The sequence below is a fragment of the Marinobacter sp. MIT930201 genome (assembly GCF_047122665.1).
GTDB classification, from domain to species: Bacteria; Pseudomonadota; Gammaproteobacteria; order Pseudomonadales; family Oleiphilaceae; genus Marinobacter; species Marinobacter salarius.
Map to the genome: position 1 here is coordinate 2,005,645 of NZ_CP138916.1, position 26,900 is coordinate 2,032,544.

The 26,900-nt window shown below is 59.4% G+C and carries 24 protein-coding genes and 1 pseudogene; 14 read left to right on the plus strand and 11 right to left on the minus strand.

The window, feature by feature from the left end; genetic code table 11:
* Positions 1 to 42 precede the first annotated feature (42 nt).
* Complete coding sequence (locus SIC19_RS09315; RefSeq protein ID WP_041335694.1) at positions 43 to 696, plus strand: peroxiredoxin; 654 nt, start codon at positions 43 to 45, stop codon at positions 694 to 696.
* A 95-nt stretch (positions 697 to 791) separates the two neighbouring features.
* Here SIC19_RS09315 and ltrA read toward each other — a convergent pair whose 3' ends face one another.
* The 4 genes from ltrA to SIC19_RS09335 form a co-directional block, all read right to left on the minus strand.
* Positions 792 to 2,183: a group II intron reverse transcriptase/maturase gene (ltrA, locus tag SIC19_RS09320; RefSeq protein ID WP_412535514.1), complete on the minus strand. Its 1,392-nt coding sequence runs from the start codon at positions 2,181 to 2,183 to the stop codon at positions 792 to 794.
* 517 nt (positions 2,184 to 2,700) lie between these two features.
* Positions 2,701 to 3,483 carry a MetQ/NlpA family ABC transporter substrate-binding protein gene (locus SIC19_RS09325; protein ID WP_075196300.1) on the minus strand — a complete coding sequence of 261 codons (783 nt, stop codon included), beginning with the start codon at positions 3,481 to 3,483 and terminating at the stop codon, positions 2,701 to 2,703.
* A gap of 189 nt (positions 3,484 to 3,672) precedes the next feature.
* Positions 3,673 to 4,350 carry a methionine ABC transporter permease gene (locus tag SIC19_RS09330; protein ID WP_007155138.1) on the minus strand — a complete coding sequence of 226 codons (678 nt, stop codon included), beginning with the start codon at positions 4,348 to 4,350 and terminating at the stop codon, positions 3,673 to 3,675.
* Positions 4,350 to 5,357: a methionine ABC transporter ATP-binding protein gene (locus tag SIC19_RS09335; RefSeq protein WP_007155139.1), complete on the minus strand. Its 1,008-nt coding sequence runs from the start codon at positions 5,355 to 5,357 to the stop codon at positions 4,350 to 4,352. The genes SIC19_RS09330 and SIC19_RS09335 overlap by 1 nt, the downstream gene beginning before the upstream one ends.
* Positions 5,358 to 5,558: 201 nt before the next feature.
* Between SIC19_RS09335 and SIC19_RS09340 the strand changes: the two genes are divergently transcribed.
* Positions 5,559 to 6,980 carry an HDOD domain-containing protein gene (locus SIC19_RS09340; RefSeq protein WP_036205527.1) on the plus strand — a complete coding sequence of 474 codons (1,422 nt, stop codon included), beginning with the start codon at positions 5,559 to 5,561 and terminating at the stop codon, positions 6,978 to 6,980.
* Positions 6,981 to 7,010: 30 nt separating this feature from the next.
* Here SIC19_RS09340 and SIC19_RS09345 read toward each other — a convergent pair whose 3' ends face one another.
* The 3 genes and pseudogenes from SIC19_RS09345 to SIC19_RS09355 all read right to left on the minus strand — a co-directional run bounded on the left by SIC19_RS09345 (position 7,011) and on the right by SIC19_RS09355 (position 9,198).
* Entirely contained in the window at positions 7,011 to 7,718 is a 708-nt protein-coding gene (locus SIC19_RS09345) for an anti-sigma factor domain-containing protein (RefSeq protein WP_075196301.1), read from the minus strand.
* Complete coding sequence (locus SIC19_RS09350) at positions 7,715 to 8,272, minus strand: sigma-70 family RNA polymerase sigma factor (RefSeq protein ID WP_041335689.1); 558 nt, start codon at positions 8,270 to 8,272, stop codon at positions 7,715 to 7,717. The genes SIC19_RS09345 and SIC19_RS09350 overlap by 4 nt, the downstream gene beginning before the upstream one ends.
* A 31-nt stretch (positions 8,273 to 8,303) precedes the next feature.
* Positions 8,304 to 9,198: pseudogene (locus tag SIC19_RS09355) on the minus strand (PLP-dependent cysteine synthase family protein).
* A gap of 262 nt (positions 9,199 to 9,460) precedes the next feature.
* Between SIC19_RS09355 and SIC19_RS09360 the strand changes: the two are divergent.
* The 4 genes from SIC19_RS09360 (at position 9,461) to SIC19_RS09375 (ending at position 13,502) form a co-directional block, all read left to right on the plus strand.
* Positions 9,461 to 10,936, plus strand: coding sequence for a DUF4331 domain-containing protein (locus tag SIC19_RS09360; RefSeq protein WP_036202030.1), 1,476 nt, complete (start codon positions 9,461 to 9,463; stop codon positions 10,934 to 10,936).
* A gap of 10 nt (positions 10,937 to 10,946) precedes the next feature.
* Complete coding sequence (locus tag SIC19_RS09365) at positions 10,947 to 11,198, plus strand: hypothetical protein (RefSeq protein WP_041335685.1); 252 nt, start codon at positions 10,947 to 10,949, stop codon at positions 11,196 to 11,198.
* An 88-nt stretch (positions 11,199 to 11,286) separates the two neighbouring features.
* Positions 11,287 to 12,384 (plus strand): tetratricopeptide repeat protein, encoded by a 1,098-nt coding sequence (locus SIC19_RS09370; protein ID WP_075196302.1) that lies wholly within the window; start codon positions 11,287 to 11,289, stop codon positions 12,382 to 12,384.
* Entirely contained in the window at positions 12,381 to 13,502 is a 1,122-nt protein-coding gene (locus SIC19_RS09375) for a HupE/UreJ family protein (protein ID WP_075196303.1), read from the plus strand. The genes SIC19_RS09370 and SIC19_RS09375 overlap by 4 nt, the downstream gene beginning before the upstream one ends.
* Positions 13,503 to 13,550: 48 nt before the next feature.
* Here the strand turns inward: SIC19_RS09375 and SIC19_RS09380 are convergent, their stop codons facing one another.
* On the minus strand, positions 13,551 to 14,186 hold the full coding sequence (locus SIC19_RS09380) for a hypothetical protein (RefSeq protein ID WP_036202020.1): 636 nt from the start codon (positions 14,184 to 14,186) through the stop codon (positions 13,551 to 13,553).
* A gap of 149 nt (positions 14,187 to 14,335) precedes the next feature.
* Positions 14,336 to 15,823: an amidase gene (locus tag SIC19_RS09385; protein ID WP_075196304.1), complete on the minus strand. Its 1,488-nt coding sequence runs from the start codon at positions 15,821 to 15,823 to the stop codon at positions 14,336 to 14,338.
* Between the two features lie 265 nt (positions 15,824 to 16,088).
* On the opposite strand from SIC19_RS09385, the gene SIC19_RS09390 reads away from it, so the two are divergent.
* Together SIC19_RS09390 and SIC19_RS09395 are read left to right on the plus strand one after the other, a co-directional pair.
* The gene (locus tag SIC19_RS09390; RefSeq protein ID WP_226909971.1) at positions 16,089 to 16,994 is read left to right on the plus strand and encodes a hypothetical protein; all 906 of its coding nucleotides are present in this window, start codon (positions 16,089 to 16,091) and stop codon (positions 16,992 to 16,994) included.
* A 14-nt stretch (positions 16,995 to 17,008) separates the two neighbouring features.
* Complete coding sequence (locus SIC19_RS09395; RefSeq protein WP_041335677.1) at positions 17,009 to 17,773, plus strand: sulfite exporter TauE/SafE family protein; 765 nt, start codon at positions 17,009 to 17,011, stop codon at positions 17,771 to 17,773.
* Here SIC19_RS09395 and SIC19_RS09400 read toward each other — a convergent pair whose 3' ends face one another.
* Positions 17,774 to 20,128: a GGDEF domain-containing protein gene (locus SIC19_RS09400; protein ID WP_075196305.1), complete on the minus strand. Its 2,355-nt coding sequence runs from the start codon at positions 20,126 to 20,128 to the stop codon at positions 17,774 to 17,776. It lies immediately after the preceding gene.
* 217 nt (positions 20,129 to 20,345) lie between these two features.
* Between SIC19_RS09400 and SIC19_RS09405 the strand changes: the two genes are divergently transcribed.
* The 6 genes from SIC19_RS09405 to SIC19_RS09430 all read left to right on the plus strand — a co-directional run bounded on the left by SIC19_RS09405 (position 20,346) and on the right by SIC19_RS09430 (position 24,308).
* A complete protein-coding gene (locus tag SIC19_RS09405) occupies positions 20,346 to 21,146 on the plus strand; it encodes a MotA/TolQ/ExbB proton channel family protein (RefSeq protein ID WP_075196306.1) in 801 nt (266 codons plus the stop codon).
* Positions 21,133 to 21,534 (plus strand): ExbD/TolR family protein, encoded by a 402-nt coding sequence (locus SIC19_RS09410; protein ID WP_075196307.1) that lies wholly within the window; start codon positions 21,133 to 21,135, stop codon positions 21,532 to 21,534. Before SIC19_RS09405 ends, SIC19_RS09410 begins: the two co-directional genes overlap by 14 nt.
* The gene (locus SIC19_RS09415; RefSeq protein ID WP_075196308.1) at positions 21,531 to 21,941 is read left to right on the plus strand and encodes an ExbD/TolR family protein; all 411 of its coding nucleotides are present in this window, start codon (positions 21,531 to 21,533) and stop codon (positions 21,939 to 21,941) included. Before SIC19_RS09410 ends, SIC19_RS09415 begins: the two co-directional genes overlap by 4 nt.
* Positions 21,941 to 22,756: an energy transducer TonB gene (locus tag SIC19_RS09420; protein ID WP_412535602.1), complete on the plus strand. Its 816-nt coding sequence runs from the start codon at positions 21,941 to 21,943 to the stop codon at positions 22,754 to 22,756. The genes SIC19_RS09415 and SIC19_RS09420 overlap by 1 nt, the downstream gene beginning before the upstream one ends.
* A gap of 208 nt (positions 22,757 to 22,964) precedes the next feature.
* Complete coding sequence (locus tag SIC19_RS09425) at positions 22,965 to 23,483, plus strand: Hcp family type VI secretion system effector (RefSeq protein WP_007155157.1); 519 nt, start codon at positions 22,965 to 22,967, stop codon at positions 23,481 to 23,483.
* Between the two features lie 123 nt (positions 23,484 to 23,606).
* Positions 23,607 to 24,308, plus strand: a complete 702-nt coding sequence (locus tag SIC19_RS09430; protein WP_075196310.1) for a hypothetical protein — start codon at positions 23,607 to 23,609, stop codon at positions 24,306 to 24,308.
* On the opposite strand, the gene SIC19_RS09435 is transcribed toward SIC19_RS09430, so the two are convergent.
* Positions 24,288 to 26,888 (minus strand): molybdopterin-dependent oxidoreductase, encoded by a 2,601-nt coding sequence (locus tag SIC19_RS09435; RefSeq protein ID WP_412535607.1) that lies wholly within the window; start codon positions 26,886 to 26,888, stop codon positions 24,288 to 24,290. The two genes, SIC19_RS09430 and SIC19_RS09435, sit on opposite strands and share 21 nt — an antisense overlap.
* Positions 26,889 to 26,900 lie beyond the last annotated feature (12 nt).

The following is a 26,900-nucleotide window of genomic DNA, read 5'->3' on the forward strand; positions in this document are numbered from 1 at the left end:
TTCGTCTGGCCGGGCTTTCGTATCATCAAAGGAGGAAACGCGATGAGTTTACGTCTGGGAGATACCGCACCGGATTTTGAGCAGGATTCCAGTGAAGGCAGGATCGACTTTCACCAATGGCTGGGCAACAGCTGGGGCATACTGTTCTCGCACCCTGCCGATTTTACGCCGGTGTGCACCACCGAGCTCGGCCTGACGGCCAAGCTGAAAGACGAATTCGCCAAGCGTGACGTCAAGGCAATCGCTCTGAGTGTGGACCCGGTCGATTCCCACAAGGATTGGATCAAGGACATCAACGAAACCCAGGGTTGTGCCGTTAACTTTCCGATCATTGCCGACCACGATCGCAAGGTGTCTAACCTTTACGACATGATCCACCCCAGCGCCAGTGAGACGCTGACCGTGCGATCGCTGTTCGTGATCGACCCGAATAAGAAAATCCGCTTGATGATCACCTACCCGGCCAGCACCGGTCGCAACTTCAACGAAGTGCTGCGGGTTGTAGACTCGCTGCAGATGACCGACATTCACAAAGTGGCAACACCAGGCAACTGGGAACCCGGCGGCGACGTGGTGATCGTGCCGTCCCTGCAGGATGAGGATGAAATAAAAGAACGTTTCCCGAAAGGCTATCGGGCGGTGAAGTCCTACCTGCGGATGACGCCGGACCCGGGATCGAACTGGAGTGGCGATTAAGCGCTGAACGCGCAATCCGCTGAATCGAGTAGGAGGGGGAGTTATCTCCCCCGTCCTCTCACACCACCGGGCATACGGTTCCGTACCACGGCGGTTCATGGTCGGCTCTGAAGCCGAGTCATCGTATCCAGCAAGCTTACCAGAGACAGACGGTCGAATACCCTCTTAGGCAGGGCCGCGTTCATATGAGACGCACCGCTGTTCCACCAGGGTCCACGACCATTGGTCGCGCTCCTCCAAGCCCTTATCTCAGTCAAGCCTAGCCGTACCAGGTTGCGGGCCCGCGTGCGGGTCCGCTTCCACTGCTGCCACAGGATCAGGCGAAGCCGCCGTCTTATCCAGCCATCCAGGGCTTCGACCGAACGCTTCGAGGCGGTCAGGCGATAGTAATTTGCCCAGCCTCTCAGCACCGGGTTCAGGTTCCGGATGGTGGTCGTCAACGACTGTCCCCGTGACCGTTTCAGCAGGGGGCGAAGCTTGGCCATGAAGGCCTTCAGGCTTTTGGGCGCGACTCTCAACCGGACCTGACGTTTATGCCAGCTCACGCTGTAACCCAGAAAGCTCCGGCGCCAGGGGCGATCCACGGCACTCTTCGCCGTATTCACCGTCAGGCGCAGGTGCGTTTCCAGGTAGTGGGTAATGCTGGTCATGGTCCGTTCACCGGCTCGTCGGCTGCGAACGTAGAGGTTGCAATCATCCGCATAACGACAGAACCGGTGCCCCCGGCGTTCCAACTCCCGATCCAGTTCGGTCAGAAGCACATTGGACAGCAGAGGAGATAAGGGACCGCCTTGTGGCGTCCCTTCCCCCCTCGGGCTGACCAGCCCGCCTGACAGCATGCCTGCTCGCAGGTAACGCCGGATCAGGGTGAGTATCCGCCGGTCAGTGATGTGACGAGCCAGCAGGCTCATCAGCACATCGTGATTGACCCGGTCGAAGAACTGGGCCAGATCCAGATCGACCACCCAGCGGTGGCCGTCGTTGATATGCCGTTGCATCGCCTTGACCGCCTGATGGGCACTTCGACCAGGACGGAACCCGTAGCTGTGATCCGAGAAGGTCGGCTCCAGCATCGGGCTCAGTGTTTGGTGAAGTGCTTGCTGGATCAGGCGATCCTGCACCGTCGGAATACCCAGTATCCGTTCCCCGCCTTGCGGCTTGGGGATGCTGACCCGGCGTACCGGTTGAGGATGGTAGTCTCCGGCCAACAGCCGCTCGCGCAGTGTTGGCCAATGCTGTTGCAGGTGGCCCTTCAGGGCTGTTACCGGCATCTGATCGACGCCAGCCGCCCCTTTGTTGGACACCACCCGCTGATACGCACGCATCAGGTTCGGGCGCTCAAGCACCTGCTCCATCAGCGCGTTCGGCTCCGCGTTCGTCCACGGGTGAGCCCCCGCGCCTGCCTCGACACGGGCCTCAGTACCTGCCGGGTTCCGCCCAACCCCTTCCTGAATGCCCTGACCCATCCGGGTCGCTTCTGTCTTCATAAGCACATCACGAGAACTCACCGTCTACTAACGGCCAACCATGTTCGGTCCTTCAGTACGCGGTAACGCACCTACTATGACCTCGGCTGAGTTCTGGCTCCCCATCCCCACCTCTCGCGAAGTGAGTAGCACAGCGGCAGAGAACCAGACTTCCCAGGGTAAGACGCGTGACCTTCACACTTATGCCCGCCGCATTTACGTCCACACCTTCCGTGCAAGTACAGGGCTTTGACGATAGTTGACGCCTTACCCGGTGTGACCGCCTCATATGCGATTTCTGTTCGTCAGGCCAGTGCTTTGCCTGCGGCTTCCTTCAGATTCCATCTCACGATGGACACCCTTGCCGTCCGGCTAGTGGTTCCCCTTGCCGGGTCCACAGGGGACTTGCACCCCCAAGTCATCCGGCCAGCACCACCTGAACCGGAACAGCGCCCGTCAAGGCGCTACGCGCCATGCCTGGCGCACAACGAAAAAGCCGGGCTGATGCCCGGCTTTTTTATGCCTATCGTTCCTGGCCTCAGAATGCCGGAACCACGGCTCCCTCGTACTGCTTCTTGATAAACGCCTTGACGTCATCCGTTGTCAGCACCTTCGCCAGCTTCTGGATTGCCTCATCGTTGGCGCGGCTTTCATGAGCCACCAGAATGTTCACGTACGGCGATTCAGCCCCCTCAATAACCAGCGCATCTTCCGTCGGATTAAGGCCGGCTTCCAACGCGTAGTTGGTGTTAATGAGCGCCAGATCCACCTGGTTCAGGATACGCGGCAGGGTAGCAGCCTCCAGTTCCTTGAATTCCAGGTCTTTCGGGTTATCAGCGATATCACGCGGCGTAGCGGTGATCTTGCTGCCGTCCTTCAGGGTGATCAGACCGGCTTTCTGCAGCAGAAGCAATGCACGGCCACCGTTGGTGGGATCGTTGGGGATCGCCACTGTGGCCCCGTCTTCAAGCGCTTTCAGAGAGTCGATCCGGCTTGAGTAGGCACCAAACGGCTCAACGTGGACACCCACTACGCTGACCAGGTTGGTACCACGGCCATCGTTGAATTCGTCGAGGTACGGCTGATGTTGGAAGAAGTTCGCGTCCATCCGCTTCTGATCCACCTGCACGTTAGGCTGGACATAATCGGTAAACACCTTCACATCCAGCTCCACGCCCTGCTCCGCCAGCTTGGGCTTAACAAATTCCAGGATCTCGGCGTGAGGTACCGGCGTTGCCGCCACGGAAAGCTTTTCCGCAAGGGCTGCGGAAGAGAATGTCGCAATGGCAGCCACTGCCACCAGGGTCTTTTTGAAGTTCATAAGCACGTTCTCCTGTTGTTTAAAATATCATTCAGACCTCGGAAGCCAGCAAAGACTCCGGGCCCGTGGCGGGAAAGCCCTTCCGAAAACGTGGAGCGCCAGGGATGGCGCGACCGAGCCCTACAGGGACGTACTTACGGGCGTTTTTCGGAAGGGCTTTCCCGCCATGGGCTTGCACCCAAACTGAGCCTATTTGCGGCTGAAATACAGAACGAGACGGTCGCCCGCCATCTGGAGCAATTGTACAAAAATGACCAACAGCGCCACTGTAATCACCATTACGTCAGTCTGGAATCGTTGGTAACCGAAGCGGATCGCCAGGTCGCCAAGACCGCCACCGCCGACTACGCCGGACATGGCAGCGTAGGACACCAACGTAATCGCGGTAACCGTAATACCGGCGATGATGCCCGGCAGGGCCTCCGGCAACAAGGCTCCGAATACAATTTGTTTTACAGTCGCGCCCATGGCCTGGGTAGCCTCGATGATTCCCCTATCCACTTCGCGCAACGACGTTTCGACCAAACGGGCAAAGAAAGGAGCACCACCGGCCACCAGTGGCGGAATCGCGCCGGCCACGCCAAGAGATGTACCGATCAACATCACTGTGAACGGGATCATCACGATCAGCAGGATAATAAACGGTACGGAACGCAGCACGTTCACCACAAAGGACAGCACCGCATAAGCGATGGGCTGTTCCAGCAGTTGGCGCTTGCCAAACAGGAACAGCAGCACGCCTACCGGCAGGCCGATCAGCACGCTGAACAGCAGCGACATGCCCACCATCACCAGGGTGTCCCAACTGGCCCAGCCGATCTCGGTCCAGTCCACGTTGCTCAACAGGTCTCCCATCAAGGCTTCCATCAGCGCAGCACCTCCACGTGAACGTCCGCCGCCTCAAAGGCTTGCATGGCGGTATCGAGATTGCCGCCCACCAGCGAGAGGGTCAGCTGGCCGTAGGGCGTGTCCTTGATGTGGTCAATCCGGCCGGAGAGGATACTGAAATCCACGCCGGATTCCCGCGCCACGCTGCCCAGCAGTGGCGTGTAGGTGGATTCGCCACGGAAGGTGAGACGCAGAATGCGGCCTTTGGCGTGCTGCAGGTCCTGCTGCATTTCCTCATGGTCGATGCTTTCGCTCTCGAAGACGAAGTCCCGGGTGGTCGGGTGCTTCGGGTGCAGGAAGACATCACTGACCGCGCCCATTTCGACGACTTCGCCGGCATCCATCACCGCTACCCGGTCACAGACACGGCGTACCACGTCCATCTCATGGGTGATCAGTACGATGGTCAGGCCGAGTTCGCGGTTGATGTCCGCCAGCAACTTCAGGACCGATTGGGTGGTTTGCGGGTCGAGGGCGCTGGTGGCTTCGTCGCAAAGCAGGATCGTCGGGCGGCAGGCCAGGGCGCGGGCGATGCCAACACGCTGCTTCTGTCCACCCGAGAGCTGCGATGGGTACTTATTGGCCTGATCCACCAGGCTGACCCGTTTCAGCAACTCGTCCACCCGGTCACGAATCTCGGTGCGGGAATAAATGCCCGCGAGTTTCATGGGGAAGGCAATGTTGTCCGCCACCGTTTTCGAGGACAGCAGATTAAAGTGCTGGAATATCATGCCCACCTTGCGACGGAAGGCCCGTAGCTCGCTGGCGTTGTAGCCGGTGATATTTTCATCATCAATCAGGATGCGACCACCGGTGGGTGGCTCCAGAAGATTGATCAGGCGCACGAGGGTGGACTTGCCCGCGCCGGAATGGCCGACGATGCCAAACACCTCGCCGGTGTCGATGGTCATACTGGTGGGGTGCAGCGCGGGGATCGCCCGCCCACCTACCTGGTAGGACTTCTGTACCTGGTCAAATACAATCACAACGTTGCCTTGTGAACGCTTTGTCAGCGCCTTGTGGGTGCAGAGGTAAAACGCGCGATTATAAACCAAACCGATGGCAAACCCGAATCCGCCACCTTGGTAAATCCCCTTACACCATTTGCCACCTGACACGAAGACCACGACTGAACTAGACTGATTCATTACAAGAACATGACTAACAATCCCGAGGCGCGCGCAATTTTGACCACAAAAACCGAGACTCCGCCCTCAAGGATGAACTCGACCCAGGCATGGGTGACCTACCTCAGCAAAGTGGAACTGCCGGTACTGGCAAACACTCTTCGCAGAATTGGTGAACTGACTGACAGCAGTAACAGCACGGTTAACGAGCTTGCAAACGTTATTCTCAACGACGCCCAGCTCACTTCCCAGGTGCTTCGGCTGTCCAATACGGTGTTCTACAACCAGACTCGCACCCAGGTAAGCACCGTAAGCCGCGCCATCACCCTGATCGGCTTCGACGCCGTGAAGTCCATGGCCATCTCGTCCCTGATCGTAGACTCCCTGCTCAAACGCAACGACCGCCCACACCTGCTTCGCTGCCTGGCCCGCGCCATCCACGCCGCCGTCCAGGCCCGCTGCCTGCTGCCAAAGCGCAACGAGCACGCCCTGGAGGAAGTGTTCATCGGGGCCCTGCTGATGAACATTGGCGAGTTGGCTTTTTGGTCCTGCGAGACCGAGCAGGCCAGTGAACTGGAATCCCGGCTGCGCGAGGGGGAGCCGACACTGGAAGCCCAGAAAGCCGCGCTCCACACCACCTTTACCGAAATTACCCGTGGCCTGGTGGACGCCTGGTCACTCGGCCCCTTTATTCGCGAGGTGGTTGCGCCCGGGCAGGCCAATTCGAAGGCCGCCAGCCTGGTGCGCCACTCCGTTGAGATGGCAAGACTGTCCGAGAATGGCTGGCGCGGCGACGACATGGAAAAGGTCATGGAAGCCCTGGGGCAGGACATCGGAGAGAACCCTGCAGCCGTTCGGGACCAGCTCAAGGTGAATGCCGGAGAAGCCGCGCGGGTCGCGGTGTCGCTGGGTATTCCCCAGGTGACCGCGCTGATGCCTGGCAGCCAGGGCAGCTCCGGCGAGGAGGCGGTGCGCGCACCAGAGGTGGACCCCAACCTGCAGTTACAGATTCTCCGCGATCTTACCCACAGCCTTACCGACAAACCGGACATCAACGAAGTCTGTCAGCTGGTCATCGAGGGCATTCACCGGGCAATCGGCATGCAGCGGGTTGTGTTGCTGATGAGCGACCGCAGCGGGCTTGAACTGGTACCGCGCAAGCTGGGGGGCAGGGGCACCGAAGCCTGGAAGGACAACTTCACCATCCGCAAGGATGGCACCGGTCCTCTCGGGGCGCTCTTACCCCACGCTGATTGCAGTGTCTATCTGCCAAAATCGAAAACCGAAGGGGTTGCCTATGATCGCTGGCTGGGGAACGTGCCGGCGCTGATCGGCCCCCTGAAAGCGAAGGGGCGACTGGTTGGCCTGTTTTACGCGGACAACGCGGCGGCGGACTATGTGCCCTCCGACGATCAGCTGACGGCGTTCGGACACTTTGTCCAGAACGCCCAGCTGTGCATCACGCTGCTATCGAGCCATTAGTTTGCCGAGCCATTCATCCGCACTCAACGATTAGAGTTCATACAATTTCGCAACGTGTAGGATCGGCCCGGTCGGCTGGCCGGTGGGAGAGCCTCCCACCGGCTCCAGGCTGATCGCCAGTGTTCGGCTATTGCTGAGAAGCGCACGCGCCTCATCATCCAGAGTTACCTGATAGGTTCCACCCACCGGAATAACCCCGAGCGACAGGGGCTGGCCATCCGCCGGCACGATCCACAATTCGTAATCCTTGCCCTGCTGGGCCGCCGTCGCGGCAACGGGACGCAGTTTCAATTGCCTGTCGAGCGATGACTCACTGACCAACCATAGGGGATCGCTCACGTCCGCCTGTACGATGGCGCCGGAAAGACGGTCATCCACCTCTGGCTCTGGCTGTTGCACCAGGACAACGGCCAGCACCAGCGCCGCAGCCGTTGCCAGCATGCTCCAGCCAGGCCAGAACCAACGGCCGGACGCATCATTGGCCGCAACTGCCGACCCGGGTTTATCCTCCCGGGGCCAAAGTCGGCGTTCGATGCCAGCCCAGACCGACGCCGGAGGCTGTTCTTCCTCAATGCGTGCGCCCAGGTGCCCCAGCTTCTCTTCCCAGAACCAGACTTCCTGGCGGACTCGAACCGACTCCATCATCCAGCGCTCGAAACGCCGACGGGCTGCCCCATGAAGGGAGCCAAGCACGTATTCCGCTGCCAATGCTTCTATTCTTTCCGGTGTCTTTTTCATCGTTCCAGACACCTCTTCAAAGCCATTAATCCGCGCCGAATCCAGCTTTTTACGGTTCCAATGGGAGAACTCAGGGCCTCGGAAAGCTCATCGTGGGTAAACCCCCGATAATAAGACAACAGGATACTGTCCCGCTGCGTCTCTGAGAGTTCATCCAGGCACCCGCGAAGCTCGGCGCTGCCCGCGACGCGAAGTGATTCGTCCAACGGGCCGTCACGTTCATCGGCAACACGCTCAAGGTGGGCATCGCCGGACGTCGGCCGCGATTTCCGATTCCTCATAAGATCGAGTGTGCGATAACGGGCAATCGTCAGCATCCAGCTCAGGGGAGCGCCACGCTCACTGTGATATTCACCGGCGTGGTGCCATATCTGCACAAAGGCATCCTGAACGGCCTCTTCCGCCAGATCTCGCTGACTGGCCAGTTTCAGGCAAAGCCCGAACATCCTGCCGGAAATTTTTTCATACAGCCGCTGAAAGGCCAGTCGGTCTTCCCGGGACACTGCGATCAGCAGTCCCATCAGATCATCCTGCTCAGAGTTGCTGGTTACCATCTATACGATCCCTTGTTTTGTTCTACAGGTATTAGTCGACCTTACGTTCAGAATGCCCATCAGGATGCATGCAGGTCATCAGATCGGGCTCAAACACGCCGCTTTGGTCAAAATCGTCCAGCGCTTTTTCCCACTTGGTTAACTCCAGGCCCTGGTTGGCAAGCCACGCGGGATTGAAATAGGTGTCGGTGTAACGGTCGCCACCATCGCACAGAAGCGTGACAACCGACCCGCCCTCTCGGGCACTTTGCATTTCACTGGCGAGGCTCAGTGTGGCAATCAGATTGGTACCGGTAGAGCCGCCACAACGCCGGCCAAGATGACGCTCCAGATACCGAAGCGCGGCAAAACTGGCGGCATCGGGTACGCGAACCATGCGCTCAATCACCGTCGGGCTGAAAGAGGGCTCAACCCTGGGGCGACCAATACCCTCAATGCGCGAACCGCACTGGCCGACAATATCAGACCGCCCGCTAGCGAAGGCGTCATAGAACACCGAGCTCACGGGCCAGACGCTGAGATTCAGCGTAGATCTCACTGCCATTCTCCACCAGGTGACACTCGCCCCCATAGAACTCGATTTTGGCAATTTTCTGTGCCGACGTCGTTCGGGGCATGACTGCGATAAAACGCAGCCCGAGGAGCTTGGCAAAATAGGCCTCGGAGACCGCTGTCGATCCACTCGAGGCCTCGATGATCGGGGTGCCTGGCGTAATCCAGCCATTACAGAGCCCGAACAGAAACAGTGAGCGTGCCAGCCGATGTTTGAGGCTGCCGGTCGGGTGGGTCGACTCATCCTTGAGATAGATATCAACGTCACGCAGGCCCGGCAGGTCCAGCTTGATCAGATGGGTGTCTGCAGAACGATTGAAATCCGCATCAATGCGGGCAATGGCGTCGGAAACCCATTGGGTGCGATGGAGCATGTTGTTGGCCCTGAAATCAAACAAACACCATGAAGCATAGTCGCTCTGGGTCGACTTGAAGAATAACGCTGTGTTGGACCGCCAGCCCCGCCACCTGACACACGCCTCACAAGTTGGCTGAACGTGATGCACTCACTATTCGTACTAAGTCAGCCTGCTTCCGGATAAGACGCTTTCAATTTTTTTTGGTGAGAACTGCATCCTTTTCTCTAATCGCTCCGTAACCCCCTTTGCAACACCAACAATAGAAGAGGAAAACGGAATGAATACTTTACTAAAACGCTCCGGCCTCGCCATTGCGGTTGCCGGACTCTGTATCAGTGCCGGCGCAGCAAACGCCTCAAGCCACCGCGAAGCACCCTTTATCACTGAAGTACCCAAGGTGGACGGGACCGATTTCTACATGTTCCGCAGTTACGAGACGGGACGTGCGGATTTCGTCACCCTGATCGCGAATTACCTGCCACTGCAGGATGCGTATGGCGGTCCCAACTACTTCGATCTGGATGAAGACGCGGTTTATGAAATCCACATCGACAACAGCGGCAACGCACAGGAAAACCTCACGTTCCGCTTTCAGTTCTCGGATAACCTAGAGGATAAACAGTTGCCGGTCGGCCCCGACGGCGACCAAAGAATGGTGTCCGTACCGCTCAAAAACATCGGTGATGCCAGCGACGAAGCGAACGTACAGTTCAGCCAAGACTATACTGTATCGGTTATTCGGGGCGACCGTCGTACCGGTACTGTCGAGACCGCGACCAACGTCACGGATGGCACCGCCACCTTCGACAAGCCACTGGACAACATCGGCGAAAAATCGTTTCCCGGCGGATACCAAGCTTACGCCAACCAGCACATCTTCGAGATTGGCATTCCAGGCTGCGCCACCAACGGGCAGGTCTTCGTGGGTCAACGCAAGGAAGCTTTCGCGGTCAACCTTGGCGAGATCTTCGACCTGGTCAACACCAACCCGCTCGGCCCACGTGACGGCGAAGGTGCCGGTGATCTTGCAGACAAGAACGTGACCTCCTTCGCCCTGGAAGTACCGACCGAGTGCCTGACCGGCACCGCAGTCACCGGAATGGATCAGCCCGTCATCGGCGGCTGGACGACCGCCAGCGTTCGCCAGGCCCGAGTCATCAATCCGCAACCGACCGTTGATGGCAAAGGTGCAACCGTTGAAGGCGGCGCATGGACCCAGGTATCACGTCTCGGTATGCCGCTGGTAAACGAAGTCGTGATCGGCCTGAAAGACAAGGACCGGTTCAACGCCAGCGAGCCCATGAACGATGGCCAGTTCGCTACCTACGTGACTCATCCGACCCTGCCCGAACTGCTGGAAATATTGTTCAGCAGCGCAGGCGCTGAGGCACCGAATAACTTCCCGCGGACCGATCTGGTAACAGCGTTCCTGACCGGCGTACCCGATGTAAACATGCCGGTAGGCGTGCAAACGTCAGAAATGCTGCGACTGAACCCGGAAATCGCAGCCACACCTGCAGCCTCGCAAAATGACCTGGGTGTTCTCGGTGGTGACAACGCCGGCTTCCCGAATGGCCGTCGCCCGGTGGATGACACCGTGGATATTGCCCTGCGTGTAGTCATGGGCGCATTGACCACTGATGCCCCGAACAAGGACGCCCCGTTTACCGACGGTGTGCAACTTGACCCAGCTGAGCTCCAGGAAGTGTTCCCATATCTGGCAACTCCGCTGGCCGGCTCACCCAACTCATAAGGAGTGAATCATGAAACTCACTATGAAGTTAGCCGGAACGGGCCTGATAACCCTGGCACTGGCGGGGTGTTTCGACGGCTCCAGCAGTAGCGGCGGCGGTGGCGGTGACAGGCCAGATCCGGCGGTGGATTTCTCAACCTTTGTGAAGGCTGAGATCGCAAACACCGACGACACCCGTGAAGCCGTTCAGATCAACGACAAGGAGTTCAGCTTCAATGACCAGAATAATGAACAGGCCTTCGACGATCTGTTCATCCAATAGGACCCCTTGCCGGCCTTCAGTACGCCTGAAGCCGGCAAGCACATTCCCTGCCCTTCGGGGCGGGGCTTTTTGTGTCGGGCTGTGGTTGATGGCCGGTTTTCCAAACGTCGCAACCGCTGCACCCGGACCTATCGAGACAGATTTTTCCGACACCGATATTCTTGTTGAACTGCCAGAGCCGGCACTGACCACGTCCGAATTACCGGATTCGCCCGAGCAGTTGGCAGACACCGTACAAAATCAGATCTCCCGTGCCAGAAGCACCGGAGACCCCCGTTTCCTGGGCTATGCCGACGGGATGTTGCAGCGATGGTCCGGAGAAATGACCGACCGGCTGCTTACCCTCAGGGCAACACTGGACCAGAGCCTCCACCGCTTTGACAGTGCCAGGAAAGACCTGGAAACCGTCGTAGCCCGATCCAGCGCCACACTCCAGAAAAACCAGGCTCGGTTGCTGTTGGCCAACCTGGAAATCGTTCAGGGCAATTATGAAGACGCACGAAAGCACTGCGCCCAGTTGCAACAATCCTACCCCGGATTGATTGCCGACAGCTGCACGGCTCAGGTTGATGCCCGCACGGGTAGCCCCGAAGCGGCCTACCAGAAACTCCAACGACGAACAGACGCAACCGATGCCGATGTCACCAGTCGGCTTTGGGCGGAGGGAACCCTGGGGGATATCGCCGCGCAGATAGGTAGCCCCGCTGCGGAGGATCACTGGCAAACGGTGCTCAGCATCGCCCCCGACGATCTCTATACCCGCACCCAACTGGCAGACTGGTATCTGGGCCGAAACCAGAATGACAAGGTACTGGCCCTGACCGACGACTATGAACAAGTGGATTCGCTGGCCGTTATTCGGGCTATTGCCATGGCTGAGTCAGGGCACCCGACTGCAGAGACGTTGGCCGAAAGCCTCAGGGAGCGCTTCGCAGAGGCTCGTTGGCGCGGAAACCTGCTGCACCAGCGAGACATGGCGCGTTTCCAACTGGACGTGGAAGGCGATGCCGAGACCGCATTGACCTTTGCGGCGGACAACTGGCGCAGCCAACGCGAGCCTCTTGATACCCGGCTGCTACTGCGTGCCGCCGATGCGGCGGGTGACAACGAACCAGTCCGGAAGGTGAGAACCTGGCTAAAAGAGCAGGGGCAGACCGATGCACGCTACCCGGAGGCTGAATCATGAGGGGTATGAAACAATGGGGCAACCTGGTGGTATCCATGGTCCTGCTGACCCTGATCTCCGGAACGGCATGGGCCCACAAAGCCAGCGACAGCTTCATCTACCTGAACCAGGACCGGGGCGAGATACGGATCGATGTGGCACTCCGGGACGTCTCGGTGGCCTTGCCGCTGGACCGGAACGGGGATCGCCAGCTCAGTGGTGCGGAGCTCCGTGCTGGCCGGGACCAGATTACTCGATGGGTAGAGCAGGGCGTAACCTTGTCCAGCGCCCAGGCCGATTGCCGCCTGACCGGCCAGCAATGGGGGCTTGCCAGCCATAGCGACGGCCCCTATGCCGCCGGTCTCTACACCATTAGCTGCCCCGATGGCGCCACGCCCGACACCCTGACATACAACCTTCTGTTCTCACAGGACCCGCTCCATCGCGGCCTGATAAGCCTTGAAAGCGGCGGCACCAGCACGCTGGGGGTAGTAGGCCCTGACAGTCGCCAACTGGCGCTCTCCGCCGGAGACGCACCAGGAAGCCTGCAGCTGTTCGGAACCTTCCTTTACGAAGGTGTCATCCATCTGCTCATCGGCCTCGACCACATACTGTTTCTTCTGGTGCTGATGCTGCCGGCCACACTGAGAAAAAACGATGGCAGCACGCCGGTGGGGCTGAAGCAGCGGCTATGGGAACTGACGGGGATCGTGACCGCGTTCACGGCGGCCCATTCCGTAACCCTGGCACTGGCAGCCCTTGGCATTGTTCGTCTGCCCATCGCCTGGGTGGAGACCATCATCGCCCTGTCCATAGCGGTGGCCGCCATGAACGTGATGTGGCCGATACTGGGCAGGAAAACCTGGAAGCTGGCCTTTGGGTTCGGGCTGATACACGGATTCGGGTTCGCCAGCGTTCTGGGGGATCTCACCAGCGGTGTTTCCCAGACCGTCGTGGCCCTCGCCGGCTTCAATATTGGCGTAGAGCTCGGGCACTTGGGCCTGCTGGTTATTGCCTTCCCGCTGCTTTACCTCTGGGGTAAAACACACCTTTACGGCAGGGCAGTCGTTCCGCTGACACTGATTGCCGTAGGCGCAATCAGCCTTTACTGGGTAGCCGAGAGGGCAATGGCCATCTGAGCCTGGCCCCGGTGCCTTTCGACACCGGGGCTCCCAATGGCATATTAATCAGTGCAGGGCACGGAGTTGGCGTGGATACAGAGCGGCGCTGACCTCCGGTTCATCCAGCAGATCCGCCAGTTCCATATCCACCTCGGTTTCCTCGCCTTCATCAGGCAGCGGCTCAAACAGGGTGTTCAGCCAGGAGGTTACTGACGGTGCTTCGTCACGACCGTATTCGGTGGACAAGGCCTTGATCCGTCGGAAGCCGATAATGCGCTGGTGCTTGGGATCACGGATCTGCTCAAAGCCACGCCAGTAGATGCGGTCGCGGGTGTGCAACTGCACAAACAGTGTGTCGATGGGCTCTGCCGGATCCTCACCACGCGCAGGCTGCTCTTCGTCGCTATCTGCCACTGACTGGGTGTCCTCTGACCCTGCTTCGGCTTTCGCCGGTTTCTTGCTGCGGATGGTGGTCCACGCCGGGTACAGCACGGCAACCGCATCGGCTTCCACATGCTCTCGGGCCGCGCGCAGGATCAGTCCCCAGCGGGCCTTGTCGGCATCGGTTTCAAGAGAGTTAATGGGCAAGTCGTAGCTTTGTTCGCTGGACAGTACGATCGCCATCATTGGGGCATCAAGCTCCCCCATGGCCTCGGCCTGTGCTACAGACACCAGTTCGTCGATTGCCATCGGTTGGTTCATAATACGCTCGCCTCCTCGATGCCATCAGGGTCGTTCAGGAAGAATGGGCTCTTCCTGACTCACAGCATAGCCTGTTCCTGCCATAAAGATAAACGTGGATACGGTGATCCCGGATCACAATGCGTTATTTATTGTTTCAGTGCATGGCGTCAGATCATTGCTTCCAGCAGTTCGTAGCGCCCAAACCAGGGGTTGGCCTCTTCCAGTTGTGCCGCCAGCTGAAGTAGGGTGCCTTCGTCTCCGTGCGGAGCGCCGAACTGCACTCCCACCGGCAATCCGGCGGCTGTCCAGGCGAGCGGGACAGACATCGCAGGTGTACCGGTAAGGTTGGCAAGCTGGGTAAAGGGCGTGCGGGCGAGGCTTTCCATAGCCATCTGGTCGACTTGCCCACTGCGGTGTACCAACTTGCCGGCTTTCAGCAGCAACATCAGCCGGGCAGCCACCTGCAGATGGGATGGGGTATCCAACTCGCCAATCTTCGCCGGCAACTGGCCAGCCGTCGGGCACAGGTACATGTCGTAACCTTCAAAAAACGCCCCCAGGGCGCGAGCAAAATCGTTCCACTGCTGGCGACGGCGCACGTAGTCCGGTAGAGGCATGGTCCGCCCCAACATACCGATCAGACGGGTATCCAGTTCGAAGTCGTCATCGCGGGCACCAAACTCGGCTTTCGCGCGGTCCATCAGCGTAGACACTTCCCCGAAATACAGCCCCAGATAACAGCGGGCGAGGGCCATGCCGTCGAATTCCGGACGCGCATACTCCACCCGGTGCCCCAGGTTTTCCAGAGTGCGCGCCGTCTCCTCAACGGCATCCACACACTCCCTTGCCACGTCGGTTTCGTAGGGCGACGACGTAAATACACCAATCTTGAGGCTACGTGGCGCCCGCTGCATCAGCTTGGCATAGGGGGCGGCCGGCGGTGCAATTGTAAAGGGATCTCCCACCGCGGGGCCAGCCAGCACGTCCAGCATGGCGGCGCTGTCTCGAACCGTGCGGGTGACCACGTGATCGGTCGAGGCGCCCGTCCATGCCTCACCCACCGAAGGGCCGGAGGAAATACGACCGCGCGACGGTTTCAGCCCGAACAGTCCGTTGTAGGCCGCCGGAATGCGAATCGAGCCGCCACCGTCATTGGCTCCCGCCATGGGTACGATACCCGCCGCCACCGCAGCACCGGAGCCGCCGCTGGAACCACCCGGCGTCCGATCCGTATCCCATGGATTACGGCAGGCTCCCCAGAGTTTCGATTCGGTGACTGCCTTCAGCCCGAACTCTGGCGTTGCGGTGCGGCCCAGGAATACCAGGCCTGCAGCCCGTGCACGGCGTACAAACTCCGAATCCCGGGATGCGATGTTTTTCTTCAACCCCCGGCTGCCGTAGGTACAGGGCTGGCCTTGCTGTTCCTGGGCCAGATCTTTAAGCAGCATGGGAACGCCCGAGAAGGTACTATCCGGTGTAGGCGCCTGGTTCAGTGCATCGGAGAACTGGGGGTGGCAGATGGCGTTGAGCTTGCCATTCACCGTGGCCGCACGCTCAATAGCGGCCTCACAGATGTCACTGGCCGCGACTTCTCCGCGGCGAATCAGGTCGGCAAGCGCTACCGCGTCGTATCGGAGGTATTCGGATTGCTTCATGATCGATTCCGTTTGTTATTCTGTTTTCGGGAGATTGGGGAAACCGGTATTTATGAACATGAGCTTTAAGCGTCACTTTCTTGCTGTCGTTATAATAGTCACATCTGTTATCGCGTCCACTTCGCAAGCGAGTAAAAAACCGCCGGAACCTGCCGAGAACTGGACCAGCGTTGTTCGCAGCTCACCCTACTGGTCAAGTCAGGGGGTATACCAGAACATCACAACCATCCGCCGCTGGGTACTGAAGGAGTCCGGTTATTGCTCTATGCCCGATCGGCACATTCTGTTCGATATGCGCGGCCAGTTCCTTGGCTATATCGACGATGGCTCCGACCGTGAGGCCACCCAGGTTCGCCTGAATGATACCAGAGCCTCTCTGGCAGCCACTGGCCGCGCTGACGACTGGACCCCGGGCGGCCCCGACAGGACCGGATACCCCTTCGCCCTGTCCTGTCGACAGCCGCACGTCAACCTGGATGAAGCCGTGGCACGCTACCTTGGCACCCTGCCTTCGGAACTGATTTGGGGTGCCTGGGACGATCTGTCGTTCGCCTCTCAGGAAGCACCACAGCCACTCCACGAGGCACTGATGTACGTTTATAGCCTGCGTGAGCAGCAGCAACGCCTCGATCTGCCGGTGAGCCTGCCCAAGTACCTCGGCGGCCAGGTATTGATCGAGAGCAGCGGCCAGCAAAGGGCGCACTCTGCCGCCAACGCCAAAGGCATCCTTCAGCTCTCACCCTCGGCGCTCAAAGACTGCCGGATCAAACCCGCCAACCACTGGCATCGATTGGCACAGATTGACTGCGCCCTCAAACTGATGGATCAGAATGCCCGCAACCTCAGGCCGCCCTTCGAGGCGCGCTTCGGTCACCTGCCCGATGATAAAGGGGATCAGCTTTTTACGCTGCTTCTGGTCCAGGCTTATCACGGCGGTGCCAGCCGCGTTCAGTCCCTGCTGGAGGATGAGACACTGTCGAAGCCTGCGATTTATTTTGCCCAGGAGCATGAGCGATTCAGTGCGGGAGACATTGCCTTTGGCATGGTGTTCCACAATTTGGGGCGGGATCGCTTCGGGCTCGCTTCGCTGTATTATGTGGCGGATGTTCAACTCGCCACCGAGGCGCTGTGTAAAACCGCGCGACTCGCTGATACCCGCTTCTGCCAATAAACCCGGAGCCCGCCTTGGAACTGACGTTCATCCCGGAAGGCCTGAACACCGCAACGGCCGTTTTCCTGCTGCTGAGCTCTGTCATTACGTCGATGATTACCGCCAGCCTTGGCGCCGGGGGCGGGGTTCTGCTGCTGGTATTGATGGCGTTCTGGATACCACCGGCGGCGATCATACCGGTTCACGGTATGATCCAGTTGGGTTCCAACGCCGGGCGAGCCACACTGACCTGGCAGCACACCGACTGGAAAGCCATTGCAGCCTTCGCACCAGGGGTACTGGTCGGAGCGGGGCTTGGCGCCTGGTTGCTGATCGACCTGCCGCCCTATCTGTGGCAACTGACCATTGGCGCTTTCGTGCTTTACCTGTGCTGGGGCCCCGCTCTGCCAAAGGGAGCCTTCGGCAGCATCGGGATCTTTCTTGCCTCTGCGTTAACCAGTTTCATTTCCCTGTTTGTGGGCGCAACCGGTCCCCTGGTGGCCTCCTTCATCAAGCAGATGCACACCGAGCGTTTCACCACCGTCGCGACATTCGCCACGGCGATGACGCTCCAGCACGCACCCAAGGCGTTGGTTTTTGGACTCGCTGGTTTCGTTTTCCGCGACTGGCTGATGTTCATACTGGCCATGATCGGCTTTGGTTTTGCCGGCACCTGGCTGGGGCTCCACGTGCTCAAGTCCCTGAGCAATCGGCACTTCAGCCGCGTGTTCAACGTTCTTCTGACCCTGCTCGCTCTGCGCTTGCTGTGGCAGGCGGGCAGCTCTGCGGGGTGGTGGTGATCAATCCGGCTTCTGCCGTGACGGTAAGGGCACCGTCACCACACGATTTCGCCCCTGGGCCTTGGCGGCGTATGTGCCTTCGTCAGCACGCGCAACGACTTCCCGGGGCCCTGTATCCGCAACACCCATCTCGGTCAGGCCGATGCTGGCAGTCACTCCAAACGTCCTGCCGTCCTGCTCTATGCGCAGGGCTTCAATACCGGCTCGGATTTTCTCGGCAAGCTCGACAGCGCGCGGCTGACCACAGGCAGGCAGGATAATACCGAATTCATCGCCACCAAGACGTGCCACCGTGTCCGACTGGCGCACGGACTGCGTGAGCAGGTCCGATAGTCGCCCCAGCAAATCATCTCCCAGCAAGTGCCCGCCTTCGTCGTTGACGGGCTTGAAGTAGTCCAGGTCGATCAGCATCAGAACGCTGGCCGCCGTTTTCTTGTTGGTATCCGTCAGGCATTTGACCAGGGAAGAATTGAACGCCCGACGATTGAGCAAGCCCGTCAGGCTGTCGTGGGTCGCTTCCCAGGACAATCGCTCTTCTTCGCGACGGCGGGCGCTGTCGTCCCGGATCACGAATACCATACGGTGATTATGGCTTTCCCGGCGAAGATGAAGCATTGCCAGGTCTATATCGAAGAGTTGGCCCGCCCTGTTTCGCAGGGTGGCATACAGGCTATCCACATCGGCACTGCGCAGAAAATCGTCAGCCTCCCAGCGATGGTTCTCGTCTTCAATCGATACCAGCGTGAAAAAGTTCTGCCGCTCGCCGTTTTCGGCCAATCCAAGGAACCCGGACGCGGCCTGGTTGGAGTACCGGATAATGCCTTCGGCATCCACCATCAATACGCCTTCCTGCAATACGCCCAGAATACTGTCCGCGCGTTTCTGTTGCTCGGCCAGTTCCGCCTCGATCTCCAGTTCGTGGGTGATGTCCCTGACTACGGTGATGGTACCCAGTGAACGCTCCTCCGTCTCAATCACCGCCGTCATGGCATCCGCCCACACCACGCCACCTCCGGAGCGGCTTTTCAGGCGGAATCGCCCTCGGAACACTGTTTTGCTGCGCAGAGCCTCTCGCCACGCTTCAACCGTGCCAGCCTGATCCTCTTCGTATACACCTTGAATCAGGGGGGTATGCTGGAGGTCACTGGAGCTGACCCCGATGATCCGCTCAAACGCCGGGTTCACGAACTCAATCCTGCCCAGAACATCGGTCTGGATAATGCCAATCGGCGCACTCTGGGTGAGCGAGCGGAAAAACGCCTCGCGCTCGGCCAGGGAGGACAGCACTTCGTCACGCTCTTCCATCACGGTGTTGAAGGTCTCCGCAACCTGACGGATTTCCGTGCCTCCCAGAACGTCCACCGGCTCGGTCCGTATCCCCAGGTGGCGCTCGCTGATCTGGAACCCCAGATTTCGCATGGGCGCCATCAACCGACGAAACACCACCAGCGCCAAGGGCGCCACAATCAGAATCACGATCAGGAGAGTCTGCGCAAAGCTGTCCGTCAACCGGCTGAGCGGCGCATAGGCCTCATTCACCGGCCACACCGCGGCCACAAACCAGGGCACCTGTGACATCTGGCGCACCGAGGTGATGGTTTCGGTGCCTTCCTGGTCAAGCGTCTGCACAGTGCCTTCGAAGCCCGCCATCGCCTTCTTGTGAGCCTCGTTTTCAAGCCTGAGCGGCACCATGGTTTCACCGGTACGGCCGTGGCCCAGGGTTACACCGGTACGTGTGGCAATGCTGACATAGCCGGTTTTGCCGATACTCACACCGCTGGTGTCTTCCATGAAGTTGTCGCCGTCGAGAAAAATCGCCCCTCCCAGCACACCGATAAACCGTTGACGATGATCGAAAATCGGCGCCGTCATCATAACGGCGGGCCGCTCCAGGTAATTCGACACATAAGGGTCACTGATAATGGAGGTGAGTTGGCTTGAGGTCTGTCGAAAATACTCACGGCCGCTGACATCCAACCCCGTCTGCTCGAAGCTTTGCGGATACTCGGCAATGACCTTGCCACTGGCATCAAATACGTAGATCCCGTCGAACATATGTTGCAGCGCAATCTCGCGACGGATGAGAAGGCGGGAGCGGGAACGCAGCACCACCTCTTCCATGGTGAATCCTTCCGCGACATGGGTCAGGGTATCCCGGCGCTGGGCCAGGCGTGCATCAAGATCGCCGGCAACCAGTTCCGCGATGGTCTCCACCTGCTCCCTTGTCTGCCCCGCCAGTTCCGAGCGTCCCACCAGAGAACTGACCACGGCCACCGCCAGAGCAGCCAGCACGATGGCCAGGATGACAAAGGCAACAGCACGATTAACCAGGCTTGCTAGCCAGCGTCTTATCATCACAGCGGAGTGGCTCCCGCTTCATGGACGCAGGATAGGTTCGGGTTGACGCCCCTTAATGCTAAATATCTGTTTTTCACTGGATAACGTGTCGATTACTGGAGGATTTAATATTGGTAAGTCTAACAGAGACTCGGGTTTCAGCAGGTTACAGAACTTGCAATTTCAATGATAATCGTTACTATTTAGACCTGTTTTCTTAACTGAGGTTTCCCCAATGTCCGAGTCCCTGCTCGCCGACGCCACCGGAATCAGCGCCGGCCCGGTCAGTCAGCTGCTGGAAATGGGCGGCCCCGTCATGATTGTGTTGCTGGCGATTGCCCTGGCAGGTGTTGTCACCTTTCTTTACCTCATGTTATTCGGCACTTTTTTTGCCCCCAGGTTTACTGCCAAACTTAAAAAGGCCATTACAAAATGGCAACAAAGGCCTGGCGACAACGTGTCGGAGGACCTGCAACGGTCCGCAAGCCGATGCGCCCGACTGAACCCACTGCACCACTTGATCGTCAACACCATGAACGCCCGCAATGCCGGCACCGATCCCCAGCAGATTCGGGAGTCCGTCGCCAGGGACGCCCATGAAGCCCTCGAGCCGTTCGAGGCACCGCTCAAAATCATCGAAGTGATTGCCGCGCTGGCACCGTTGCTGGGCCTTTTAGGCACCGTTCTGGGCATGATGGAGGCGTTTGGAGCCATGGCCGCCACCGAAGGGCGCGCCAATGCCTCCCAGCTAAGCGGCGGCATCTACGAAGCACTCACCACAACTGCGGCCGGCCTGGTTATCGCCATTCCGTTTGCCGCACTGGCCGCCTGGATTGAATTCCGCCTGCGGCGTATCCAGAAAACCATCAATAGCGCACTGGTTACCATTCTCTCGGTCCCCGTCGCCACAACGGAAAGCGAATCGGCGTTGGAGACCCACGATGAGTCGGCACCGGCCACCGGCACCAGGACCGGGCGCGTTGTGGAGTATTCCGGGGACGAGCATCAGGGTCGCCTGGCCAATGCAACTGGTTGAACCACGCCCGGCACGCCCGATCCCAATCCGCATCACCCCACTGATCGATGTGGTCTTCATTCTGCTGGTGTTCTTCATGCTCACCAGCCGTTTGCTGCCGGTCAGTTTCATGGAGCTTAGCAACAGCACGGGCGACACCAGTTCCGTCACCGGAGAGCCGATCCCCGAAGTGGTCATTCAGCGTGATGGCCAAGCTCGCTGGCAGGGAGAAACCTATGGAGTGGACGGTCTGGTCCAGCAGCTCCGGGCCGGCGGCGTCAGCGAAATCAACCTCGCCACAGAGTCTGCCACCCAACTGACCCATTTCACCCAGGCCTACAGCCAGCTCACTGACAGTGGCGTTACCACGCACTGGAAGCGCACCCCTGACGCTGCGGAGCAGCCATGACGGATCTGGTACCGCCGCCCGTTACCTCGGGCAAATCATTGATGGAGCGTCTCGAGGACGCTCTCCTGCCGCTCATCAATCTGGTATTCCTGCTGCTGATGTTCTTTATCGTGGCAGGCCAACTGTCAGACACCCCGTTGCCAGAGCTACCGGGCACCGGGCAACAAGCCGGTAATGAGCAGCCCTATGCCGATCTGACCGTCACTGCAAAAGGCGAGTGGCAAGTCGACGGCCGCACCGTAACGACGGATGACCTGTCCAAGGCATTGCCAGCGCCGGATGAAGAATCCCCGTTGAAAATCGCCGCTGAACGCGAGATTGCCATGTCTGATCTGGAGTCGCTGCTTCGTGTGCTGGAGGACAGCGGCTATCAGGAAGTCATCCTGCTGACGGAGCCCGCCAGTTGATGGGTGCCAGCAAGACCGTCCGTTGCCTTCTTCTGCTCGTTTCCGTTGTTATCACTGCCATTGTGGTGGTAATCGCCACGCCCGAGCGAATTCCTGAACTGAAACCGCTCGGAAACGCCGCCGTTAATTCCGCGCCTGCTATCAAGATTTCCCTGGCCGGCAAACCGGCGCCCGAAACGCCCGAACCCCAGCCCCCCGAGCCAACTCCGAAACCAGAGCCAGAGCCAGAGCCAGAGCCAGAGCCAGAGCCAGAGCCAGAGCCAGAGCCAGAGCCAGAGCCAGAGCCAGAGCCAGAGCCAGAGCCAGAGCCAGAGCCAGAGCCAGAGCCAGAAATTGTGCCGGAACCGGAACCCGAGCCACAACCCGAACCTGAGCCGACACCGCAACCCGAAGTAACAGAGCCTGAGCCCCAGGTTGATGCGACTGAAAGCGACACGAGCACGGAGCAAGTATCCGAAAACACTGCTGAAACTGCTGAAGAAGAAAGCCTCAGCCAGCAGGTTGAACTCACTGCCGGACAGTCCTCCGATGTGGACCGCTACCTCACGGAACTGAGCCGGCATCTGGGGCGCTACTACGAATACCCACGTCGTGCCCGTCGTCTTGGCCAGGAAGGCGCTCCGGTGGTGGTTTTCGAGTTCAGCCGTGATGGCACTCTGGTAGACCACTCTTTGCACGCCTCCTCAAGCCATGCATTGCTCGATGATGCTGCGCTGGACATGCTCAAGGACGCCGAACCACTGCCGGAAGTACCCGACTCCATGAAAGGCCAGACCTTCACCTATACCCTGCCGATTAATTTCAACCTACGTTGAGCAATGTTGAGCAATTTTTCGCTCGACCAGCAAGATCTCGCCCTAAAGCCAGCAACTGATTGCCTGGCCCAGCCGTAGACTATCAACCTGGAAACCGTTACTTATTGTTATTAAAGACATTTATGTTTCTGGCACGGCCTTTGTTATGTGTTAAGTGTCCAGGGAGATCCCGAGGACACTTACTCATTCACACGTCATGGAGCAGACTATGCCAACTCCTTGTTATATCAGCATCGAAGGCCAAACTCAGGGCAACATCACCGCCGGCGCATTCACCTCCGACTCCGTAGGCAACATCTACGTTGAAGGTCACGAAGACGAAGTGCTGGTTCAGGAATTTAGCCACGTTGTCACCGTTCCGACCGATCCCCAGTCCGGTCAGCCTTCCGGTCAGCGCGTTCACAAGCCGTTCAAGTTCACCTCTGCGCTGAACAAAGCAACCCCGCTTATGTACAACGCCCTGGCTTCTGGCGAAATGCTGCCGAAGGTTGAGCTGAAGTGGTACCGCACCTCTGTTGAAGGCAAGCAGGAGCACTTCTTCTCCACCATCCTGGAAGATGCCACCATCATCGACATCCAGTGCAACATGCCGCACTGCCAGGATGCCGCCAGCGCTGACTTCACCCAGCTGGTAACCGCGTCTCTGTCCTACCGCAAGGTAACCTGGGAGCACGCTGTTGCCGGTACTTCCGGTGCGGACGACTGGCGTTCGCCGATCGAAGGCTAAGCCTCCGGTCCACGAAGTCACAACGGCCAGCCTTTGCTGGCCGTTGTTGTTTTTACGGCAAGACCAACACCCGGTATCATCAGGGCATGAGTGTTTCCCGCCACCTCCACATGCGCCTGATCGATGACTATTGAAGCACCCATGGCTCGCAGTATTGGCCAACTAATGTGCGATACAACGCACGCCATACTATGGTCACCCGCCCGACAATGGGTTCGCGATCAACTCCCCGCCACTACCCTGCTATGCCGTGTCGGCTCGGGCCAGGCCACATACCATCGTTTTGACCCACGCCTGAAACAGCACCAGATCACCTACGGCAAGCGCATGATTATGGACAAACACCAGCCTGATGCCGTTGGCGGCTGGCTATCCGGGCGGGAGATTCGCCAGAGAGAGTATTTCGGGGGTACGGTCACCACATTGAACCTGCTGGCGCACACCTGTTGCCACGAATTCGCGCACTTACTCCAGCATGTGTCAGGCCAGCGCTACCGGGACTCCGTCCATAATCAGCATTTCTACCAGATACTGGACGAGCTCCACGCCAGCGGCGGTGCTGAGGCAGCCAGGCGTCATCTCGCCACCCAGGCCGAAAAGGCAGGGCTTTCCGTGCCCGACGATCCCATTGAGGCGCCAGATACACGCCAACTCATAGCGAACTGGACGATCGGGGATGCGGTGAGCTTTGGCGCCGGCAAACGTGAGCTGGAAGGTCGGATCATCCGGGTGAACCGGAAAACCTGCACCGTGGAGGGCACCGGGCGCAGCCGTGGCTTGCGATACCGGGTCCCCCTGGTTCTGTTACGCGCTCTCGCGGACTGATACCGCAAGCAGGTCGCGCAACTCCGGAATGCAGGACCCGCAATTGGTGCCGCACTTCAGGCTATGACCCAGGGCTTCTATCGACTGCGCCCCTTCAGCAATGGCACCGGCTATCTGGTTTTCCCCAACCTGAAAACAGCTACAGATCATGGCGCCCGGATCTTCCACGTCGACGTCCCGTGCAGCCAACAGCGCCCGACGGCTGGAGTCGCAAAGTTCTGTTTCGGCAAAACAGCGATCCAGCCAACTGGTCTCCGGTATCAACGCCGGATCGCTGTCGACCATCAACACCGCTTCCAGCTGCCCGTTGACCAGCCGGGCGGCGCGAAACCGCCCCTGCGACACATCGGCCATTACCAGATGCGCTTTTCCGCCCAGCCACTCTGTCATCGACGCCGGCCAGTCAACCGGCTGTCGCCCGGCCAGCCACCAACTGTCGCAGTAATGCAGTGGCACCTGGCACCAGTAGTCGGCCTGCCAGCGCCGGGGCCGATTGCGCCTGACCAGCAATCGTGCATGCCAACGGGCGCGGAATGGCGTAATGTCGGCTCGACCGTGTTTGGCCTCCGGCTGGCCCGAAACAGGGTCTGTCACTGACTCGGTCAGCAGTGTTGCAACCCCACTGGACGCAAACTGGCGGTTCCAGTGGATAGGTATAAACACCTCGCCGCGCCGCTGTTCGGGGCTTTTTCGGACTCGCCCCACGTAACCGCCGTCACCAAGGCTCAACCGCGCCAGATGCCCCTCCTTCAGCTGGTGCGCAACCATGTCGTCGGGATGCACGTCGACATAGGGCTCTGAGCGGTGGGTCAGTAATCGTGGGGTGTTGGCGGTTCGGGTCATGGTGTGCCACTGGTCCCGTATACGGCCGGTATTGACCACCATGGGGTAGTCGTCACTGGTTTGTTGGGCGGCCAATCGGGTTTCGATGGCAACAAATCGGGCGCGCTGATTGTCGGTGACAAAACGGCCGTCAGCAAACAGTCGTGCCGAATCGACTACTCCAGGACCGGTGCTACCCAGAATTGGCCATTGCACCGGCTGCAACGTGTCATAGCCGGGATCCGACAGGTTCACCAAGCCGGCAAGGTTAAACAGGCGCTCACCATTGTTCTCATGGGCAGACAGGGCCGCGTGTTCACGAAAGATATCCGCGGGCCGCTTATAGTTAAATGCCTCGCCAAACCCCAGTTTCCCGGCCACGGAACTCATGATCCACCAGTCCGGTTTTACTTCCGCGGGCAGCGGTAGGAAGCAACGCTGCCGCGAAATACGGCGTTCCGAATTGGTGACGGTGCCATCCTTTTCCCCCCAGCCAGCGGCGGGTAGGAGGATGTCCGCGAGGTCCGTGGTATCGGTGTGGGCGACGCAGTCTGAAACAATCACGGTGGGACAACGCGCCAAGGCCTCCCGAACCCGGGCCGAATCCGGCAGACTGACCGCCGGGTTGGTTCCCATGATCCAGATCACCCGGATATCACCACGGTGAACCGCCTCAAACATGTCCACGGCCTTGTAGCCCGGACCATCGGCCACCACACCGGTACCCCAGAAATCCGCCACTCGTGATCGGGCCCCCGGGCTGTCGTAATCCATGTGAGCGGCCAGGGTATTGGCCAGCCCGCCCACTTCCCGTCCACCCATGGCATTGGGCTGGCCGGTCAGGGAGAAGGGCCCCGCTCCGGGCTTACCCACCCGGCCTGTCGCCAGGTGACTGTTAATAATCGCATTGCCTTTATCGGTGCCGGCAATCGACTGGTTTATGCCCTGGGAAAAGCCGGTGACGGTGCGCGGCGTCTGAGCAAACCAGGCATAAAAGGTTTCGACATCCTCCGGCGCAAGATCACACTGCTCTGCGACCGATTCGACGCTTGGGGCCGCCGCCCGTGCACTTGCCAATGCGTTATCGAAACCCTGGCAGTGCGCATCAATGTAGGCCTGATCCAGGCCACCGTGATCGGCGAGCCAACTCAGCAAACCGTTGAACAATACCGTATCCGTACCTGGCCGCAACGCCAGGTGAAGGTCCGCCAGTTCACTGGTGGCGGTGCGGCGTGGATCAATAACAACCACTCGACGCCCATCCCGCGCGCTGGCCTTCATACGCTGGTAAAGCACCGGATGCGCCCACGCGGCGTTACTGCCAGCCAGAACCAGCAGGTCAGCCAGCTCCAGGTCCTCATAGCAACCCGGAACCACGTCCGCCCCAAAGGCCCGTTTGTGAGCAGCCACAGCCGACGACATGCAAAGCCGGGAGTTGGTATCTACATGAGGTGTGCGAATGAACCCTTTGGCCAGCTTGTTGGCGACGTAGTAGTCCTCGGTCAGCAACTGGCCCGACAGGTAAAAGGCCACCGACTGTGGGCCGTGAGTCTTGACGCTGTCCTGTATCGCATGCGCCACCTCGTCCAGCGCCTGCTCCCATTCGCTGCGGCGCCCCCTGACAATCGGGAACAGCAACCGTCCGTCTTCCTGGCCGGTGGTTTCGTGAAGACTGGCACCTTTCACACACAGACGCCCCTTGTTCGCAGGGTGGTCTTTGTCCCCGGCCACCGGTGTACCGCCGTCGGAATAGGCCATCACGCCACAGCC

What these genes read in the sequence shown, in the direction of transcription:
- SIC19_RS09370 (WP_075196302.1), top strand. Translation starts at nt 11,287, where the DNA reads ATGGCCGGTTTTCCAAACGTCGCAACCGCTGCACCCGGACCTATCGAG.
- SIC19_RS09415 (WP_075196308.1), top strand. Translation starts at nt 21,531, where the DNA reads ATGACGGATCTGGTACCGCCGCCCGTTACCTCGGGCAAATCATTGATG.
- SIC19_RS09430 (WP_075196310.1), top strand. Translation starts at nt 23,607, where the DNA reads ATGACTATTGAAGCACCCATGGCTCGCAGTATTGGCCAACTAATGTGC.
- SIC19_RS09360 (WP_036202030.1), top strand. Translation starts at nt 9,461, where the DNA reads ATGAATACTTTACTAAAACGCTCCGGCCTCGCCATTGCGGTTGCCGGA.
- SIC19_RS09350 (WP_041335689.1), bottom strand. Translation starts at nt 8,272, where the DNA reads ATGGTAACCAGCAACTCTGAGCAGGATGATCTGATGGGACTGCTGATC.
- SIC19_RS09345 (WP_075196301.1), bottom strand. Translation starts at nt 7,718, where the DNA reads ATGAAAAAGACACCGGAAAGAATAGAAGCATTGGCAGCGGAATACGTG.
- SIC19_RS09315 (WP_041335694.1), top strand. Translation starts at nt 43, where the DNA reads ATGAGTTTACGTCTGGGAGATACCGCACCGGATTTTGAGCAGGATTCC.
- SIC19_RS09425 (WP_007155157.1), top strand. Translation starts at nt 22,965, where the DNA reads ATGCCAACTCCTTGTTATATCAGCATCGAAGGCCAAACTCAGGGCAAC.
- SIC19_RS09325 (WP_075196300.1), bottom strand. Translation starts at nt 3,483, where the DNA reads ATGAACTTCAAAAAGACCCTGGTGGCAGTGGCTGCCATTGCGACATTC.
- SIC19_RS09330 (WP_007155138.1), bottom strand. Translation starts at nt 4,350, where the DNA reads ATGGAAGCCTTGATGGGAGACCTGTTGAGCAACGTGGACTGGACCGAG.
- SIC19_RS09405 (WP_075196306.1), top strand. Translation starts at nt 20,346, where the DNA reads ATGTCCGAGTCCCTGCTCGCCGACGCCACCGGAATCAGCGCCGGCCCG.
- SIC19_RS09365 (WP_041335685.1), top strand. Translation starts at nt 10,947, where the DNA reads ATGAAACTCACTATGAAGTTAGCCGGAACGGGCCTGATAACCCTGGCA.
- SIC19_RS09400 (WP_075196305.1), bottom strand. Translation starts at nt 20,128, where the DNA reads ATGATAAGACGCTGGCTAGCAAGCCTGGTTAATCGTGCTGTTGCCTTT.
- SIC19_RS09420 (WP_412535602.1), top strand. Translation starts at nt 21,941, where the DNA reads ATGGGTGCCAGCAAGACCGTCCGTTGCCTTCTTCTGCTCGTTTCCGTT.
- SIC19_RS09390 (WP_226909971.1), top strand. Translation starts at nt 16,089, where the DNA reads ATGCCCGATCGGCACATTCTGTTCGATATGCGCGGCCAGTTCCTTGGC.
- ltrA (WP_412535514.1), bottom strand. Translation starts at nt 2,183, where the DNA reads ATGAAGACAGAAGCGACCCGGATGGGTCAGGGCATTCAGGAAGGGGTT.
- SIC19_RS09435 (WP_412535607.1), bottom strand. Translation starts at nt 26,888, where the DNA reads ATGGCCTATTCCGACGGCGGTACACCGGTGGCCGGGGACAAAGACCAC.
- SIC19_RS09410 (WP_075196307.1), top strand. Translation starts at nt 21,133, where the DNA reads ATGCAACTGGTTGAACCACGCCCGGCACGCCCGATCCCAATCCGCATC.
- SIC19_RS09385 (WP_075196304.1), bottom strand. Translation starts at nt 15,823, where the DNA reads ATGAAGCAATCCGAATACCTCCGATACGACGCGGTAGCGCTTGCCGAC.
- SIC19_RS09375 (WP_075196303.1), top strand. Translation starts at nt 12,381, where the DNA reads ATGAGGGGTATGAAACAATGGGGCAACCTGGTGGTATCCATGGTCCTG.
- SIC19_RS09380 (WP_036202020.1), bottom strand. Translation starts at nt 14,186, where the DNA reads ATGAACCAACCGATGGCAATCGACGAACTGGTGTCTGTAGCACAGGCC.